At 63.6% G+C, this 17,625-nt stretch carries 9 protein-coding genes, 1 other RNA gene and 2 pseudogenes; 6 read left to right on the top strand and 6 right to left on the bottom strand.

Annotated features, from left to right (window positions below; translation table 11 throughout):
- Window positions 1–1,051 precede the first annotated feature (1,051 nt).
- The 6 genes and pseudogenes from fusA to ompA all read right to left on the bottom strand — a co-directional run bounded on the left by fusA (window position 1,052) and on the right by ompA (window position 7,621).
- Window positions 1,052–3,111, bottom strand: a pseudogene (fusA, locus tag ACIGHN_RS27840) (elongation factor G).
- Window positions 3,112–3,609: 498 nt separating this feature from the next.
- Window positions 3,610–4,869 (bottom strand): tyrosine-type recombinase/integrase, encoded by a 1,260-nt coding sequence (locus ACIGHN_RS27835; protein ID WP_396507554.1) that lies wholly within the window; start codon window positions 4,867–4,869, stop codon window positions 3,610–3,612.
- A gap of 218 nt (window positions 4,870–5,087) precedes the next feature.
- Window positions 5,088–5,474: a transfer-messenger RNA gene (gene ssrA / locus ACIGHN_RS27830) on the bottom strand.
- 12 nt (window positions 5,475–5,486) lie between these two features.
- Entirely contained in the window at window positions 5,487–6,152 is a 666-nt protein-coding gene (locus ACIGHN_RS27825) for an HAD family hydrolase (protein ID WP_396507552.1), read from the bottom strand.
- 11 nt (window positions 6,153–6,163) lie between these two features.
- Window positions 6,164–6,874: a bifunctional 2-polyprenyl-6-hydroxyphenol methylase/3-demethylubiquinol 3-O-methyltransferase UbiG gene (gene ubiG / locus ACIGHN_RS27820; RefSeq protein ID WP_396507550.1), complete on the bottom strand. Its 711-nt coding sequence runs from the start codon at window positions 6,872–6,874 to the stop codon at window positions 6,164–6,166.
- A gap of 99 nt (window positions 6,875–6,973) precedes the next feature.
- Window positions 6,974–7,621: an outer membrane protein OmpA gene (ompA, locus tag ACIGHN_RS27815; protein ID WP_396507548.1), complete on the bottom strand. Its 648-nt coding sequence runs from the start codon at window positions 7,619–7,621 to the stop codon at window positions 6,974–6,976.
- A gap of 224 nt (window positions 7,622–7,845) precedes the next feature.
- Here ompA and gyrA point away from each other — a divergent pair, with 224 nt between their 5' ends.
- The 6 genes and pseudogenes from gyrA to rpsA all read left to right on the top strand — a co-directional run.
- Window positions 7,846–10,518 (top strand): DNA gyrase subunit A, encoded by a 2,673-nt coding sequence (gyrA, locus tag ACIGHN_RS27810; RefSeq protein ID WP_056419338.1) that lies wholly within the window; start codon window positions 7,846–7,848, stop codon window positions 10,516–10,518.
- A gap of 125 nt (window positions 10,519–10,643) precedes the next feature.
- Window positions 10,644–11,753: a 3-phosphoserine/phosphohydroxythreonine transaminase gene (gene serC, locus ACIGHN_RS27805; RefSeq protein ID WP_396507546.1), complete on the top strand. Its 1,110-nt coding sequence runs from the start codon at window positions 10,644–10,646 to the stop codon at window positions 11,751–11,753.
- 53 nt (window positions 11,754–11,806) lie between these two features.
- Window positions 11,807–12,904: a prephenate dehydratase gene (gene pheA, locus ACIGHN_RS27800; protein ID WP_396507545.1), complete on the top strand. Its 1,098-nt coding sequence runs from the start codon at window positions 11,807–11,809 to the stop codon at window positions 12,902–12,904.
- A gap of 12 nt (window positions 12,905–12,916) precedes the next feature.
- Entirely contained in the window at window positions 12,917–13,789 is an 873-nt protein-coding gene (locus tag ACIGHN_RS27795) for a prephenate dehydrogenase/arogenate dehydrogenase family protein (protein ID WP_056419328.1), read from the top strand.
- Window positions 13,790–14,030: 241 nt separating this feature from the next.
- A complete protein-coding gene (locus ACIGHN_RS27790) occupies window positions 14,031–16,070 on the top strand; it encodes a bifunctional 3-phosphoshikimate 1-carboxyvinyltransferase/cytidylate kinase (RefSeq protein WP_396507543.1) in 2,040 nt (679 codons plus the stop codon).
- A 206-nt stretch (window positions 16,071–16,276) separates the two neighbouring features.
- Window positions 16,277–17,535 (top strand): annotated as a pseudogene (rpsA, locus tag ACIGHN_RS27785) (30S ribosomal protein S1); the annotation flags it as partial.
- Window positions 17,536–17,625 lie beyond the last annotated feature (90 nt).

Here is a 17,625-nt window from a genome sequence, read left to right as displayed (position 1 = left end):
CAAGAGCAAGACGCCGATGCAGGCTATGAAAGAGTGGTACCAGGAGCACCCGGATCTGTTTCACAAGCGGCCATATGATCGTCCGGGATGCGACATCTAAGCTTGTTGCACGAGAAGCTCAATAACTCCGTTGCTTGGCCCGAGCTGATTGTGGCCATCAAGAACACAGGTACTCGTCCAGCTGATGATTCGCTGGTGCGATTCGAAGCCAAGGGAGACATCGCGCTCTTTGCCAAGACGGAAGACGATGACGAGGGGGAGGAGAGCGCTGAAGACGGGAGGCCTCCTCGCTTGCCCCAGCCACCGGAACCGCCGAAGGGGCGTTGGAAGGCGATGCGGCACATCTTCGACCCACTTGGGATGAATCGTTACGGCCTGGACAGGCCCTACAAGAACTTAGATTGGCTACATAACGCGAGGACTGAGAGCGACCCGAACGCGCTTTACTGGCGCGATGGACGCTCAAACTACCCTGCGACGAGCTTCGAGCTCACGTGCGACCAGTGGCGGCATGCTCAGGACGAGCACCAGTTGCACTTCCATGTCATGGGTCGGTCGGAGCCTGGAACGCTCGCTGGAGCTGTCGAAGTGCAAGTGCATGCGGCCAACCTAACCACACCTGCAAGCGCGAGAGTCCTAGTTCGCATCCAAGTGGAGCAAACGTCGTGTATTTCCCTTGCACGCGAGCTGGTGGAGGATTTGTGCGGGCCTCACCTGCCCCAATAGCCGAGCCCTGAGCACCAGTTCGCAATTGGAGATAGCGGACGTTCAAGATGAAGTCTCACGGCGGCATGCTCCCGACGCCGGCTGTACATCTAAACCCGGCCGAAGGGCCTGCGAGGATCGCCGGCTCTCCGATGACCGCTACTGGACGCAGACCGTGAGGTCACGGTGCGGCCATCGACGGCCGCAATCGCTGCATATCGGACATTTGCCACAAGAATCAGGGTGATTGCAATCGCCGGGCGAGGGAGCATTTTGATCTCACGGTGCGCCCAAGTCGATTGCTCGGCAGCGCGCGTGCAAGCTGAGCATTGGCGCTACGCTTTTCCTAGTCGTCTTCACGCACCCGGTACTGCCCCATCAGCGTCTGTTGGACGGCCGGCGGCACGGCGTGTAGTGCGACAACGCGACGGTGTAGCGCCCCTGGCCGCTGGTCATCGCATTGAGCCGCGACTGGTAGTCGGCCAGCTCGGCCTCTGGCACCTGACCGCCGATGGCCACGGTGCCGGCCCCCAGGCCCGATGTGCCGGTGACCAGGCCGCGCCGCAACGACAGGTCGCTCGTGACGTCGCCCACGGAATGCTCGGGCACGGCGATCTCGATCTGGACAATCGGCTCGAGCACAGCCGGCCGGGCCTCGCGAATCGCCGCCATGAAGGCCTTGCGGCCGGCGGTCGCGAAGGCGATGTCCTTGCTGTCCACGCTGTGGTGCTTGCCGTCGTACACCACGACGCGCACATCGACCACTGGGTAGCCGGCGATCGCGCCGTACGCCAAAACCTCGCGCACGCCTTTCTCGACCGCAGGGATGAACTGGCCCGGGATCGCGCCGCCCCTGACTTCGTCGGCGAACTCGAAGCCCGCGCCGCGCGCGAGCGGCTCGATGCGCAGGAAGACTTCGGCGAACTGGCCGGCACCGCCGCTCTGCTTCTTGTGGCGGTAGTGGCCCTCGGCCGGCGCGGTCACGGTCTCGCGGTAGGCGATGCGCGGTGGCCGCGTCTGGACCTCGAAGCGGTAAACCTCGCGCAGGCGTTCGAGCACGATGCGCAGGTGCAGCTCGCCCAGCCCGTAGAGCACCGTCTCGTTGGTCGCGGCCACATGCTCGATGCGCAGGCACGGGTCCTCGGCCGCGAGCTTGCCGAGGATCTCCCAGGCGCGCTGCTCGTCGCCATGCCGCTTGGGCTCCACGGCCAGGCCGTACACCGGCACCGGGAACGGCAGCGGTGCAAGATGCACATGGCTGTCTTGCGCCGCATCGTGCAACACGGCATCGAAATGGATCTCCTCGACCTTGGCCACCGCCACGATGTCGCCCGGGGCCGCGTGCGACACCTCGACATGGTCCTTGCCCTGGAGCATGAACAGGTGCCCCACCTTGAAGGGCTTGCGGCCGTCGCCGATGTAGAGCTGGCTGTCGCGCGTGACCGTGCCCTGGTGCACGCGGAAGATACCCATCTTGCCGACAAAGGGGTCGATCGTGACTTTGAACACATGCGCCAGCACGTGCAGCGTCGGGTCAGGCTTGGCCTTCATGGGCATGGCCTCTGCACCCTCGCCAACGATGAAGCTGGGCGGGTTGGCTTCGGTCGGATCGGGCAGGAGCTTGACGATCACGTCCAGCAACTCGGCCACGCCGGCGCCGCTGCGCGACGAGGCGAAACACACCGGGATCAGGTGGCCTTCGCGCAGCGCCTGCTCGAGCGGCGCGTGCAGCTCGGCCGGATCCACGTCGCCCTCCTCGAGGTAGCGATCGACGAAGGCCGCGTCGACCTCGACCACCTGTTCCACCAGCGCGCGGTGCGCCGCTTCGACGGGGCCGAAGTCAGACTGCCCGAAACGGTTGAAGAAGCAGTCCACGACCTGCCTGCCTACCCCGTCGGGCAGGTTCAACGGCAGGCATTCGCGGCCGAAGGTCGCCTGGATGTCGGCCAGCAGGCCCGCCAGCGAGACGCCCTGCGCGTCGATCTTGTTGACGATGATCATGCGGGCGAGGCGGCGCGAGGCTGCGTATTCCATCATGCGCACCGCCATCGGCTCGATGCCGGTGGCGGCATTGATGACCACCGCCACTGTTTCGACCGCCTCCAGCGCCGACAGGCTCTGTCCGAGGAAGTCGGGGCTGCCGGGCGTGTCGATGAAGTGGATGCGCGTGCCGCCATGCGTGAGGTGCATCACCGATGCGTTGAGCGAGTGCTGCATGCGGCGCTCGAGCGGGTCGTGGTCGCTGACGGTGCTGCCGCGCTCGATGCTGCCGCAAGCGCCGATGGCGCCCGCCTTGTACAGCAAGGCCTCGGCCAGCGAGGTCTTGCCGGCGGCCGCGGCGCCCACGAGCGCCAACGTTCGCACGGCTTTCATTTCGGCCGCGAGGCCGTTCGATCGGCTTGGCATGGTTGGACTCCTTTGCACGTCCGGAAGGCCGGTCCGGCGGCCCGCATGGGCTCGGGCGTTGCGTGTGGACGTCGGGGCAGCGTACGGGATGGACCGCGCTGATGCAAGTTGATTGGCCACCGATTTCCAATACCTGACCGGCATGCATGCCGCGTTGACCTCCCCTTGTTGCCAGCGTGCAGAGACATGGGCTCACGCTCAAGATGTCTCTACAACAACTCTCTGAGCCCGTCATGACCACTGTCACCGTCTCCTCTGCATGCCATTGCCGGCGACCGGTCATCGCGCTCGATATGTGTCGAGGGCTTTCAACGACTGCACTGCGGCCGTCACCGTGAATTGACGGAGCGCACACCACCGGCGGTAATCGCTGCAGAACGGCCGTTCACACCACCAAGCTCACACTCTTTGCCGACGGGGTCCCAACATCAGTTGGCGAGAAACTGCCATCGATTCATGGCAAACCACCGCAGTGACCAAGCCCAGCGAAACGGCAGATCAGGTATTTGCATTGCCAAGAGTTTTGGAAGTCGTCTTGCCTGCTGCTTTGCCTTCCCTCAGCCTGTCCAGATAGTCTGCCCACCGCTGCATCATCTTCGTTCGATGAGCCAGATACTGGGTCCTGTTGTAAGCGCGCCCATTGGCGTCCTTCACGGCGTGAGCCAGCTGCGCCTCAATCACCAGCGGGTCGACATCCAATCGCTCCGCCAGCATTGTTCGCGCCGTGGCGCGAAAGCCATGCCATGTTTGGATCTCCGGCGTATAGCCCATGGTGATGAGCGCGGTTCGCACTGAGTTCTCTGAAATAGGCCGACTGTGGTTGCGCTCACCGGGAAACACCAAGGCGCTGTGGCCCGTCAACGGATACAGCTCCCGCAACACTTTCACAGCCTGGGTTGAAAGAGGGACCAGATGTGGATCCCCGTTTTCCTTCCCGTCCTTGCCCCGCTTCATCCGCGCAGCCGGAATCGTCCAGAGCGCGGCATCCAAGTCCACTTCAGCCCAAGTTGCACCACGCAATTCGCCGGGACGCTGAAACAACAAAGGCGCCAACTGTAGTGCCGCCCGCACGATAGGCCCGCCCTTGTATGCCTGGATAGCGCGCAGTAGCTCACTCAGCTTGACCGGTTCGGTGATAGCGGCAAAGTGCTTGCCGCGATACGGAGACAACGCGCCTTTGAGGTCTCCCGTGATGTCCCGCCCCACCCTGCCTGTCGCGACGCCATAACGCCAGACCTGGCGAGCCAGCATCAATCCACGATCAGCAGTCTCTACAGCCCCGCGCTCTTCCACCTTGCGCAGGGTTGCCAGCAGTTCCACCGGCTCAATCTCAGCCAGACGACGCCCCCCTAGCCACGGAAAGAGATCACGTTCGAACTGGCGCAGCGAGCGCTCAGCATGAGAATCACTCCATAGAGGCTTCTGTTTGTCGTACCACTCCAGAGCGACAGCTTTGAAGGTATCCCCGGCACTGGCAGAAGCCTTCAGCCTTTCCACCTTTCTGGCATGCACAGGATTTATTCCTGTCGATTTCTGCAGCCTGGCGGTATCACGAGCCTTGCGAGCTGCCGTCAGGCTGACCGAGGGATAGCTGCCCAGAGCCATACGCCCTTCCTTGCCCTCATGCCGATACTTCCAGAACCAGCGCCTCGATCCTCCGGGAGCAACCTCCAGATACAGACCTCCCGAGTCCGACAAACGCTCCCGCTTCGATGTGGGGGAACAGACGGCGTTACGGCACTGTGCGTCGGTCAACATGGGGGAACACCTCCAGAGGTTTAGCTAGGATTTCCCCTCTGAAACGGGGGAACAAACGCCGCCAGTCTACCTTTTTCGGATTTTGTTCCCCCGTCTGTTCCCCCGCCTCAGCCTGGCTGCCAGGAGACCGCTCCGGACGCCCCCACACCATAACCCATTGATTTACCAAAGAAAAAGGGCGTTCACCGGATGTTGGTGAACGCCCTTGGACGTCGTAATGGTGGAGCTGGCGGGAATTGAACCCGCGTCCGCAAGCCTTCATCGGGCAGATCTACATGTTTAGCGGTCTGATTTAAGTCTCGCTAACGTTATCGCGCAGTCGCACGCTACAACGTCGGCCAGCACCCTATTTTCTCGCTTCAACCCAAGGTACCCGGATCAAAGCCAGCCCATGTAATTATCCTTGCAGCCGGGAGGCACTGATTGCTCAGAACCCCCTTGCCCAGCCCATCGGCCAACTGTTGCAAGGCTCACTGGCAATTAAGCAGCGAGTGCGAAACGTTCGTCGTTTGCAGTTAGTTTGTTAAATCGAGATTTACGAGCGTGACTCAAGCTCGACATGCACCACACCGACTCCGAACCCACGTCGAAACCAGGACAGCCCCAGAACCTCTATTTTAGGCGCCTTCGAGCAATTGCAAGAGCTCGGTGGGAGATTTAATTGCCGCGTGGGCGCCCCACTGGAGCGGATCGCTCTTGGAGCCAAGATAGCCATAGGTCGCCGCGACGGTTCCCATGCCGGCTGCCAGCCCAGCGACGATGTCTCGTTCGTCGTCACCCACATAAATGCAGAACTCGGGCGCGATTTTCAAGCGGGCCGCCGCTTCGAGCAAGGGCGCGGGGTGGGGCTTGGCGTGCGGTGTCGTATCTCCACTGACCACCGCCCCGGCGCTGGCAAACAGTGGCATGGCGCGCGTCAACGGCTCGGTGAATCGGGCGGCCTTGTTGGTGACGACGCCCCACGCGAGGTTGCGCTCGAGCAGTTGCACCACCAACTGGGGCACCCCATCGAAAATGCTGGTGAGTTCGGTCATGCGCGACTCATAGTTCACGAAGAACTCCTCCCGCATGACGGGAAAGTCAGGGTGATCGGGCGTCATTCCGAAGGCTTCCCCGAGCATGCCACGCGCACCTGCCCCGGCCATGGGGCGGTAACGCTCCAACGGCAAGGAGGACAAGCCCCGGTCCGTGCGCATCTTGTCGGCTGCAGCGCCCAGATCCGGGGCGCTATCGATCAGTGTTCCGTCCAGGTCGAACAGAACGGCGCGAATATTGTGAAACATGGTCAATCGTGTCAGGCGCTGCGGCGGGTCGCGAAAAGATAGTTCACGCTGGTGTCGGCACTGAGCCAATAACGCCGGGTCAACGGGTTGTATTCCAGGCCCCGCGTGGCCTGAATATCCAGGCCAGCCCCCCGGCAGCTGATCGCCAGTTCGCTGGGTTTGATCATCTTGGCGTATTCGTGCGTGCCCCGCGGCAGCATATTCAGCACATATTCGGCGCCCACAATCGCCAGCATGAATGCCTTGGCGTTGCGGTTGATGGTAGAGAAAAACACCCAGCCGCCCGGCTTGACGAGCGCTGAGCAGGCCTTGACGACCGAGACAGGATCTGGAACGTGTTCCAGCATTTCCATGCAGGTGACCACGTCAAAGCTGCCAGGTTGCTCTGCAGCCAGGCTTTCCACACTGATTTCCCGGTACTCTATCTGGGATGTTTGGGCCTCCAGGGCATGCAACTGTGCCACGCGCAGCGCCTTGGTTGCCAGGTCGATCCCCAGCACCTGAGCACCTTTGCGCGCCATGGAGTCGGCCAAAATGCCGCCGCCGCATCCCACATCCAGCACGCGCTGGCCCGAAAGCTGGCACAAGCCGTTGATCCATTCAAGCCGCAAAGGATTGATCTGGTGCAAAGGCCGAAACTCGCTGTCGGGGTCCCACCAGCGGTGGGCAAGTTCGGAGAATTTGGCCAGTTCGGCGGGATCTGCGTTGACGGTTTCACTCATGGCTGTCATTTTCCACGATAGAGATGAAGGATCTAAAAGCCCCAAACGCAAAAAAGCCCCGTTGCCGGGGCTTTTTTGTGCATAACAGCAATCCGGGGATTACTGAGCGGCGCGCGTGCCAACCACTTCGATTTCCACGCGACGGTTCTTCGCACGGCCTTCGGCAGTCTTGTTGTCGGCGACAGGTTGCTTTTCGCCCTTGCCTTCGGTGTAAACGCGGTTCTTTTCGATGCCCTTGGACACCAGATAAGCCTTCACGGCTTCGGAACGGCGAACCGACAGCTTCTGGTTGTAAGCATCAGAGCCCACGGAGTCGGTGTGACCCACGGCGATGATCACTTCCAGGTTGATGCCCTTGACCTTGGAAACCAGGTCGTCCAGCTTGGCCTTGCCTTCGGGCTTCAGCACCGACTTGTCGAAGTCGAAGAATGCGTCAGCAGCGTACGTCACCTTGGTGGCGACAGCTGGTGGTGGAGGGGCTGGTGGCGTTGGAGCAACAGGAGGTGTTGGCGCTGCGCCAGGCGTAGGTGCAGATGCGGCAGGAGCGGGAGCAACGATTGCGCCGTCGCAGCCAGGAGCTGCCGTAGCAGGCGTCCAGTTAGCATTGCGCCAGCAATATTCGTTGGTACCGTTCTTCCAGACCAGTTGGCCAGAAGCATCACGCCAGTTGTCAACGGTTTGTGCGCCAGCGGCGGTAGCGAGCGCTGCAGAGGCAAACAACATCGCCACTTTGTTCAGTTTCTTCATGGTTCTCCTCTTGGGGAAAAAGCCGCAGCCGCGCTGCGAATCAGGACGCCTGGGGTGACCACCACCCGAAGCGTTCAAACGATTGTGCCATACGTAACAGGGCAAAAGCGGTGGCACCCGTGTAGGCTCCGTAGGACAAAACCGGAATTGCCACGATATGTTGCTGAGGCGCTACACGCTCTTACCTCTAAAATGATTCTCCTTTGCCACCGCCGCCGCCCCCAATGACCCAGTTTGCCAAAGAAACCCTGCCCATCAGCCTTGAAGAGGAGATGCGGCGCAGTTATCTCGATTACGCGATGAGCGTGATCGTGGGTCGGGCCCTGCCCGACGCTCGCGATGGCTTGAAGCCAGTGCACCGCCGTGTGCTGTTCGCGATGCATGAACTCAATAACGACTGGAACCGGCCTTACAAGAAGTCCGCCCGTATCGTGGGGGACGTGATCGGCAAGTACCACCCGCATGGCGACTCGGCGGTGTACGACACGATCGTCCGGATGGCGCAGGATTTTTCGCTGCGCCACATGCTGGTGGATGGCCAGGGCAATTTCGGCTCGGTGGACGGCGATAACGCTGCTGCGATGCGGTATACCGAAATCCGCCTGGCAAAGATTGCGCACGAAATGCTCGGAGATATCGACAAGGAAACCGTCGATTTCGGGCCCAATTACGACGGCAGCGAAAAAGAACCGCTGGTATTGCCCAGCAAACTGCCCAATCTGCTGGTCAACGGCTCGGCCGGCATTGCGGTGGGCATGGCCACCAATATCCCACCGCACAACCTCAACGAGGTGGTGGATGCATGCCTGCACATGCTGCGCCACCCCGAGGCCTCCATCGACGAGTTGATGGAGATCATTCCGGCGCCCGACTTCCCCACGGCCGGCATCATCTACGGCATCAACGGCGTGAAGGACGGCTACCGCACGGGCCGCGGCCGCGTGATCATGCGCGCCAAGTGCCATTTCGAGGACATCGACCGCGGCCAGCGCCAGGCGATCATCGTGGACGAGCTGCCCTACCAGGTCAACAAGAAGACGCTGCAGGAGCGCATGGCCGAGCTGGTGCACGAAAAGAAGATCGACGGCATCAGCCACATCCAGGACGAGTCCGACAAGTCGGGCATGCGCCTGGTGATCGAGCTCAAGCGTGGCGAAGTGCCCGAGGTGGTGCTCAACAACCTGTACAAGCAGACGCAGCTGCAGGACACCTTCGGCATGAACATGGTGGCGCTGATCGACGGCCAGCCCCGCCTGTGCAACCTCAAGGACCTGATCGTCGTCTTCCTGCAGCACCGCCGCGAAGTGGTGACGCGCCGCACGGTGTTCGAGCTGCGCAAGGCGCGCGACCGTGGACATGTGCTCGAAGGCCTGGCCGTGGCCCTGGCCAACATCGACGACTTCATCGCCATCATCCGCAACGCACCCACCCCACCGGTGGCCAAGTCCGAACTGATGGCGCGCTCGTGGGACAGCAAGCTGGTGCGCGAGATGCTCACCCGCACCCGCGAAGACGGCGGCGTGATCAATGCCGATGACTACCGTCCCGACGGCCTGGAAAAGGAGTTCGGCATGGGCCAGGACGGCCTGTACCGCCTGTCGGAAACGCAGGCCCAGGAAATCCTGCAGATGCGCCTGCAGCGCCTCACGGGGCTCGAGCAGGACAAGATCGTGGCCGAGTACAAGGAAGTCATGGCGGTCATCGAAGACCTGCTGGACATCCTGGCCAAGCCCGAACGCGTCTCCACCATCATTGGCGAAGAGCTCACCTCCATCAAGACGGAATTCGGCCAGCACAAGCTGGGCGCGCGCCGCAGCATCGTCGAGTACAGCGCACAGGACCTCTCCACCGAAGACCTGATCACGCCGACCGACATGGTGGTGACGCTGTCCCACACCGGCTACATCAAGAGCCAGCCCCTGTCCGAATACCGCGCCCAAAAGCGCGGCGGGCGTGGCAAGCAGGCTACGGCGACCAAGGAAGACGACTGGATCGACCAGCTCTTCATCGCCAACACGCACGACTACATCCTGTGCTTCTCCAACCGTGGCCGCCTGTACTGGCTCAAGGTCTGGGAAGTGCCCGCCGGCTCGCGCGGCTCGCGGGGCCGCCCCATCGTCAACATGTTCCCGCTGCAGGACGGCGAGAAGATCAACGTGGTGCTGCCGCTGACCGGCGACATGCGCACCTTCCCGGCCGATCGCTACGTGTTCATGGGCACGAGCATGGGCACCGTGAAGAAGACGGCGCTCGATGAATTCAGCAACCCGCGCAAGGGCGGCATCATCGCCGTGAACCTGGACGACGGCGACTACCTGATCGGCGCCGCGCTGACCGATGGCAAGCACGACGTGATGCTGTTCAGCGACGGCGGCAAGGCCGTGCGCTTCGACGAGAACGACGTGCGCCCCCTGGGCCGCCAGGCCCGTGGCGTGCGCGGCATGACACTCGAAGACGGCCAGAGCGTGATCGCCATGCTGGTGGCCGAAGACGAGACGCAAAGCGTGCTGACCGCCACCGAAAACGGCTACGGCAAGCGCACCAGCATCGTCGAATACACGCGCCATGGCCGTGGCACCAAGGGCATGATCGCCATCCAGCAAAGCGAGCGCAATGGCAAGGTCGTGGCCGCCACGTTGGTGCATGCGGACGACGAGATCATGCTGATCACCGACAAGGGTGTGCTGGTGCGCACCCGCGTGTCCGAGATCCGCGAACTGGGCCGTGCGACCCAGGGCGTGACCTTGATTGCGCTGGATGAAGGCTCCAAGCTCAGCGGCCTGCAGCGCATCGTGGAAAACGACGCCAACGTGGCCGATGTCGATGCAGAGGGCGACGCCAGTGCCGACGGTGCCGGCTCCCCGGATGCCGACACGCCGCCGGCGTCAGACGCCTGACCCCGACGCCCCGTCCTTGCCGGGTGCCATGATGAGCATGGCACCCGAATGCTACTAAAAATATAGCTGCCAGCGCTTTACCAACAAGCGCTGGCAGCAATTTTGACTTGACTGACTGCCAGACCATGACCCGCCCTTACAACTTCTCGGCCGGCCCGGCCGCCATCCCTGCCGAAGTGCTGGAGCAAGCCGCTGCCGAAATGCTGAACTGGCATGGCAGCGGCATGGGCGTGATGGAGATGAGCCACCGCGGCAAAGAGTTTTTGTCCATCTACGAAAAGGCAGAAGCCGACCTGCGCGAACTGCTGGCCGTGCCAGCGAACTTCAAGATCCTGTTCATGCAGGGCGGTGGCCTGGCCGAAAACGCTATCGTTCCGCTGAACCTGTCGCGGGCCGGGGTGGTCGACTTCGTGCTGACCGGCAGCTGGAGCCAGAAGTCGCAGAAGGAAGCGCGCAAGTACGCCGCCGAAGTGAACATCGTCGGCTCGGCCGAGGACACGGGCTTCACCACACTGCCCGACCCTGCCACCTGGACGCTGAGCCGCGGCGCGAGCTACGTGCACATCTGCAGCAACGAGACCATCAACGGCATCGAATTCCACCAGTTGCCCGACCTCAAAGCGCTGGGCAGTGATGCGCCCCTGGTGATCGATTTCTCGTCGCACGTGGCATCTCGCAGCGTGGACTGGTCGCGTGTGGGCCTCGCTTTTGGCGGCGCTCAAAAGAACCTGGGCCCTGCCGGGCTCACGCTGGTCGTGGTGCGCGAGGACCTGCTGGGCCACGCCCTGCCCGCCTGCCCCAGTGCGTTCGACTACCGTGTCGTGGCCGACAACCAGTCGATGTACAACACGCCGCCGACCTGGGGCATCTACATTGCCGGGCTGACCTTCCAGTGGCTCCAGCGCCAGACCGAAGGCGGCCTGACCGGCGTGGCCGCCATGGAGCAGCGCAACATCGCCAAGGCCGACCTGCTCTACAACGCCATCGACGGCTCGCAGCTGTACGTGAACAAGGTGGCCGCCAACTGCCGCTCGCGCATGAACATCCCGTTCTTCCTGCGCGACGAAAGCCGCAACGATGCGTTCCTGGCCGGGGCCAAGGAACGCGGCCTGCTGCAGCTCAAGGGCCACAAGTCCGTGGGTGGCATGCGCGCCAGCGTCTACAACGCCATGCCGCTGGCCGGCGTGCAGGCGCTGGTGGACTACATGCGAGAATTTGAACAAAAGCACGCCTGAACCGGAACCCAGACCGACACCCGTTCTCGCGACAGCGCACTGACACCCCATTCATGAATACTCCGCAAGCCTCACCCGACCTCGCCAGCCTGCGCGTGCAGATCGACTCCATCGACCAGCAATTGCTCACGCTGCTCAACCAGCGGGCTCTGGTGGCCGAGCAAGTGGGCGAAGTCAAAAAGCGCGAAGGCACGCCGTTCTTCCGCCCCGACCGCGTGGCGCAGGTCATCGAGAAGATCCAGACGGCCAACCCCGGACCGCTCAAGGGGCCGCACGTGGCCGCCATCTGGCGCGAGATCATGTCCGCCTGCCTGGCGCTCGAATCGCCCCAGCGCGTGGCCGTGCTCGGCCCCGAAGGCACGTTCTGCGAGCAGGCGGCCATTGAATTCTTCGGCGGCGCGGCCGACCTGATGTACTGCGCCAACTTCGACGAGGTGTTCCACGCCACGGCCGCCGGCAGCGCGCAGTACGGCGTGGTGGGCGTGGAGAACTCCACCGAAGGCGTGGTCACGCGGTCGCTCGACTTGTTCCTGCACACTCCTACCCATGTGGTGGGCGAAGTCAGCCTGCTGGTGCGCCACAACCTGCTGCGCACGAGCAGCTCGCTCGACGGCATCGAGGTGGTGCTGGCCCATCCGCAGGCACTGGCGCAGTGCCAGGCGTGGCTGTCCAAGCACCTGCCGCACGCCGAGCGCCGCCCGGTGTCGAGCAACGCCGAAGGCGCGCGCCTGGCCACCACCAACCCCGGCTGGGCAGCCTTGTCGAGCGAACGCGCCGCCACGCAGTTCGGCCTGCACATCGTGGCGCATGCCATCCAGGACGACGCCTACAACCGCACCCGCTTTGCCATCATCTGCCTGCCGCACACGCTGCAGACGCCACCGCCGTCGGGCAAGGACTGCACCAGCCTCGTGGTGTCGGTGCCCAACCAGCCCGGCGCGGTGCACGACCTGCTGGTGCCGCTCAAGACGCATGGCGTCTCCATGACGCGCTTCGAATCGCGCCCCGCACGCACGGGCCAGTGGGAGTACTACTTCTACATCGACCTCGACGGCCATCCGGCCCAGCCCCACGTGGCGCGGGCGCTGGAAGAACTGCGCAGCCTGTGCGCGTTCTACAAGGTCCTGGGGACCTACCCCGTGTCGTCGTAAGGAGCCGCCGCCATGTTTGAACAATTGGGACTGATCGGCTGCGGGCTCATGGGGGGCTCGTTCGCCCTGGCCATGAAAAAGGCGGGCCTCGTCAAGCGCGTGGTGGGCTACAGCAAGTCGCCCTCCACCACCGACCGCGCGCGCCAGATGGGCGTGATCGATGTGGAGGCCCCGTCGGCCCTGCTGGCCGTGGCGGGCGCCGATGTCGTGCTCCTGGCCGTGCCGGTGGCCGCCACCGAAGCCACGCTCAAGGCCATCAAGCACCTGGTCACCCCCCAGATGCTGATCATGGACGTGGGCTCCACCAAGGCCGATGTGGTGCAGGCTGCGCGCCGTGCACTGCGCGACCAGGTGGGCTCGTTCGTGCCCGCGCATCCGATCACAGGGCGCGAAGTGTCGGGCGTGGAGCACGCCGAGGCCGACCTGTACAGCGGCCGCCAGGTCATCCTGACGCCCACCGAACGCACGCTGACCGTGCAACTGCAAAAGGCCGGCGAGATCTGGACGGCGCTCGGTTGCCGCGTGAGCAGCATGTCGCCCGAGTCGCACGACGCCGCGTTTGCGGCCGTGAGCCACCTGCCCCACGTGCTGGCGTTCGCCATGATGAACAGCATCACCGGCCAGAACGAAGGCGACGAGTTCTTGTCGCTGGCCGGCCCGGGCTTTCGCGACTTCACCCGCATCGCGGCCAGCGACCCCAAGGTCTGGCGCGACATCCTGCTGGCCAACCGCGAAGAGCTCATCGCCCAGTCCAAACTGTTCCGGCAGGCGCTGCACAACATCGAAGAGGCCATGGAAAAAAGCGACAGCCAGTCGCTGGAAGACATGCTGACGCTGGCCAGCGAGACGCGGGCGCACTGGCGCATGGGAGCGAAGCGGAAGTAGCCCCCGGCCTGGTAGCCCCCTGAGTCGCCTGCGGCGCCTTCCCCCAAAGGGGGACGCACCCGGTGCCCTGGCGGAGCCAGTTCCATGGGTGCACTCGCCTAGGGCGCGCCGGTTTCGTAGGGCGTGACGGGTGCACAGGGTTTGGCGGATGACCGCCACTGACTTGGCCTGCGGCCCTCGTGCTCTGGCTCGACTCACCGGGCTGGTTAATGCTCTTTTGAGCGATGGACGAATCACACTGATGTACAGCACTGCTTTCCTAGACCTGCCTCCCCTGCAAGCCGCTGCGGGCGAAGTCCATCTGCCGGGCTCCAAGAGCATTTCCAACCGGGTGCTGCTGCTGGCGGCGCTGAGCAACGGCACCACTGCCGTGCACGACCTGCTGGCGTCGGACGATACGCGTGTGATGCTCGATGCGCTGCGCCAGATCGGCTGCACCGTCGACGAAAACGGCAGCACCGTGCACATCACCGGGCTGGGCGGCCGCGCGCCGCAGTCGCCTGCCAAGCTCTTCATGGGCAATGCGGGCACGGCCATGCGGCCGCTGACGGCGGCGCTGGCGCTGCTGGGGGGCGAGTTCGAACTGTCCGGCGTGCCGCGCATGCACGAGCGGCCCATCGGCGACCTGGTCGACGCGCTGCGCCAGTTGGGTTGCCGCATCGACTACCTGGGCAACGATGGCTACCCGCCGCTGCGCATTGCCCATGCCGACGGAGTGCCTGCGCTGGCGCTCGCGGCGCCGATCCATGTGCGCGGGGATGTTTCCAGCCAGTTCCTTACTGCCTTGCTCATGGCATTGCCCCTCGCGGCGGCCACGCAGCCCATCACCATCGAAGTGGTGGGCGAGCTGATCTCCAAGCCCTACATCGCCATCACCCTGCAGTTGCTGGCGCGCTTTGGCATCGTGGTGGAGCACCAGAACTGGCAGCGCTTCACCATCCCGGCCGGCAGCCGGTACCAGTCGCCCGGCAGCATCCACGTCGAGGCCGACGCATCATCTGCTAGCTATTTCATAGCACTCGGCGCCATCGCACCCAGCGGTAGCGGCCCCAAAGACCCCAAAGGCATCAAGATCAGGGGCGTCGGGCTGGACTCGATCCAGGGTGACATCCGCTTTGTCGAGGCGGCCCGCGCCATGGGTGCGGTGGTCACGGGCGGGCCCAACTGGCTGCACATCGAGCGCGGAGCATGGCCGCTCAAATCCATCGCGCTCGACTGCAACCACATCCCCGACGCCGCCATGACGCTGGCCGTGATGGCGCTGTACGCCGAGGGCACCACCACGCTGACCAACATTGCGAGCTGGCGCGTGAAGGAGACCGACCGCATCGCCGCCATGGCCAACGAGCTGCGCAAGCTGGGCGCCACCGTGGACGAAGGCGCCGATTTCATCCGCGTGACGCCGCCAGCCCGGGTGCAGGACTGGACCGCCGCCAGCGTCCACACCTACGACGACCACCGCGTGGCCATGTGTTTCTCGCTCGCGGCGTTCAACCCCGCCCAGGCGCCGGTGCGCATCGAAGACCCCAAATGCGTGGCCAAGACCTTCCCCGACTACTTCGAGACGCTGTTCTCGGTGTCGCAGGCCGCCACCGAGCGCATTCCGGTGATCTGCATCGACGGGCCCACGGCCTCCGGCAAGGGCACGGTGGCCGCGGCCGTGGCCCAGCGGCTGGGCTACCGTTTTCTGGATTCGGGCGCGATGTACCGCATCACGGCGCTGGCCGCGCTGCGTGCCGGCCTGGCCATCGACACCACCCACGAGCCGCGCATCGCGGCCATGGCCGCAACCCTGCCCGTGCGCTTTGAAGGCGGCAAGGTGTGGCTGGGCAACGACGATGTGACCGCCGACATCCGCACCGAAGAAGCGGGCATGAACGCCTCGCGCGTGTCGGCCCTGCCCGCCGTGCGCGAGGCCCTGGTGGCCCTGCAGCACAGCTTTCGGCGCCTGCCGGGGCTGGTGGCCGACGGCCGCGACATGGGCACGGTGATCTTCCCGCAAGCCCCGCTCAAGGTCTATTTGACGGCCAGCGCAGCCTGCCGCGCAGAACGCCGCCATAAACAGTTGATTTCAAAGGGTTTTTCAGCTAATATCGAAGACCTTCGCGCAGACTTGGAGGCGCGCGACCTGCGGGACAGCTCCCGCACCGTCGCACCGCTCAAGCCCGCGCAGGATGCTCTGGTCCTGGACAACTCCACCTTGACGATTGATGAAGCCGTCGATCAGGTGTTGGCCTGGTGGCAGGAGCGCCAGCCCTTCGCAGCTGCTGCGCAAGGCTGAAACGTGCAGGGTACGGGTTCAAACCCGGCCCCGCAGGCAGTGCCGCAAGGCCTTGCCACAGGCCCACACAGCCCTTCTCGCGCGCCAGCGCACAGGCAGTGTGGATCGATAACCTAACCGCGGTTCTACCGCAAAAAACCACCGCAAGCAGCTATAAAAACGACAGCAATGGTGCTGCCGGAATCCTGTTTGTGGCAAGGAAACACATGTCCGAATCTTTTGCCGCCCTTTTTGAAGAATCCCTGCAGCGTACGGAAATGCGCCCAGGCGAAGTGATCACCGCTGAAGTCGTGCGCGTCGAGCACAACTTCGTCGTGGTCAACGCCGGCCTCAAGTCCGAAGCCTACGTGCCGCTGGAAGAGTTCAAGAACGACAAGGGCGAAGTCGAAGTCCAAGTGGGTGACTTCGTGTCGGTGGCCATTGGCTCCATCGAAAACGGCTACGGCGACACCATCCTGTCGCGCGACACCGCCAAGCGCCTCGCTTCGTGGATGAGCCTGGAAAAGGCCCTGGAATCCGGCGAATTCGTCACCGGCACGACCAGCGGCAAGGTCAAGGGCGGCCTCACCGTCCTGGTCAACGGCATCCGCGCATTCCTGCCCGGTTCGCTGATCGATACGCGTCCGATCAAGGATCTGACGCCGTACGAAAACAAGACCATGGAATTCAAGGTCATCAAGCTCGACCGCAAGCGCAACAACGTGGTGCTGAGCCGCCGCGCCGTGGTGGAAGCCTCCATGGGCGAAGAGCGCGCCAAGCTGATGGAAACCCTCAAGGAAGGCTCCATCGTTCAAGGCGTGGTCAAGAACATCACCAATACGGTGCGTTCGTGGACCTGGGCGGCATCGACGGCCTGCTGCACATCACCGACATGGCATGGCGCCGCGTGCGTCACCCCTCTGAAGTGGTGACGGCTGGCCAGGAAATCACCGCCAAGATCCTGAAGTTCGACACCGAGAAGAACCGTGTCTCGCTGGGTCTGAAGCAAATGGGCGACGACCCATGGATGGGCGTGAACCGCCGCTACCCCCAAGGCACCCGCCTGTTCGGCAAGATCACGAACATCGCCGACTACGGCGCATTCGTGGAACTCGAACCCGGCATCGAAGGCCTGGTGCACGTCTCCGAAATGGACTGGACCAACAAGAACATCGCTCCCGCCAAGCTGGTTTCGCTGGGCGACGAAGTCGAAGTCATGGTCCTGGAAATCGACGAAGACAAGCGCCGCATCAGCCTGGGCATGAAGCAGTGCAAGGCCAACCCATGGCAAGAATTCGCACAGGACACCAAGCGCGGCGACCGCGTCAAGGGTCCTATCAAGTCGATCACCGACTTCGGCGTGTTCGTGGGCCTGGCTGCCGGCATCGACGGCCTGGTGCACCTGTCCGACCTCTCGTGGAACGAACCCGGCGAAGCCGCTGTTCGCAACTACAAGAAGGGCCAGGAAGTGGAAGCCATCGTGCTGCGCCTTGGACAGCTCGACCTGCGCCTGCATCTCGTTCTCGTCCATGAGCGAGAGCTCGCCGAAGTCCATGCCGGTGTCTTCGGCCGTGCT

The sequence above is a fragment of the Acidovorax sp. NPDC077693 genome, from assembly GCF_044542805.1.
GTDB lineage: Bacteria > Pseudomonadota > Gammaproteobacteria > Burkholderiales > Burkholderiaceae_C > Acidovorax.
Note: the sequence above shows the minus strand (reverse complement) of the source record. Positions and strands in the feature narration are given on the sequence as shown.

Excerpts from the sequence above, each read along its gene's own strand:
- ACIGHN_RS27835 (WP_396507554.1), bottom strand. The coding sequence starts at position 4,869 with ATGTTGACCGACGCACAGTGCCGTAACGCCGTCTGTTCCCCCACATCG.
- ACIGHN_RS27825 (WP_396507552.1), bottom strand. The coding sequence starts at position 6,152 with ATGTTTCACAATATTCGCGCCGTTCTGTTCGACCTGGACGGAACACTG.
- ubiG (WP_396507550.1), bottom strand. The coding sequence starts at position 6,874 with ATGAGTGAAACCGTCAACGCAGATCCCGCCGAACTGGCCAAATTCTCC.
- ompA (WP_396507548.1), bottom strand. The coding sequence starts at position 7,621 with ATGAAGAAACTGAACAAAGTGGCGATGTTGTTTGCCTCTGCAGCGCTC.
- gyrA (WP_056419338.1), top strand. The coding sequence starts at position 7,846 with ATGACCCAGTTTGCCAAAGAAACCCTGCCCATCAGCCTTGAAGAGGAG.
- serC (WP_396507546.1), top strand. The coding sequence starts at position 10,644 with ATGACCCGCCCTTACAACTTCTCGGCCGGCCCGGCCGCCATCCCTGCC.
- pheA (WP_396507545.1), top strand. The coding sequence starts at position 11,807 with ATGAATACTCCGCAAGCCTCACCCGACCTCGCCAGCCTGCGCGTGCAG.
- ACIGHN_RS27795 (WP_056419328.1), top strand. The coding sequence starts at position 12,917 with ATGTTTGAACAATTGGGACTGATCGGCTGCGGGCTCATGGGGGGCTCG.
- ACIGHN_RS27790 (WP_396507543.1), top strand. The coding sequence starts at position 14,031 with ATGTACAGCACTGCTTTCCTAGACCTGCCTCCCCTGCAAGCCGCTGCG.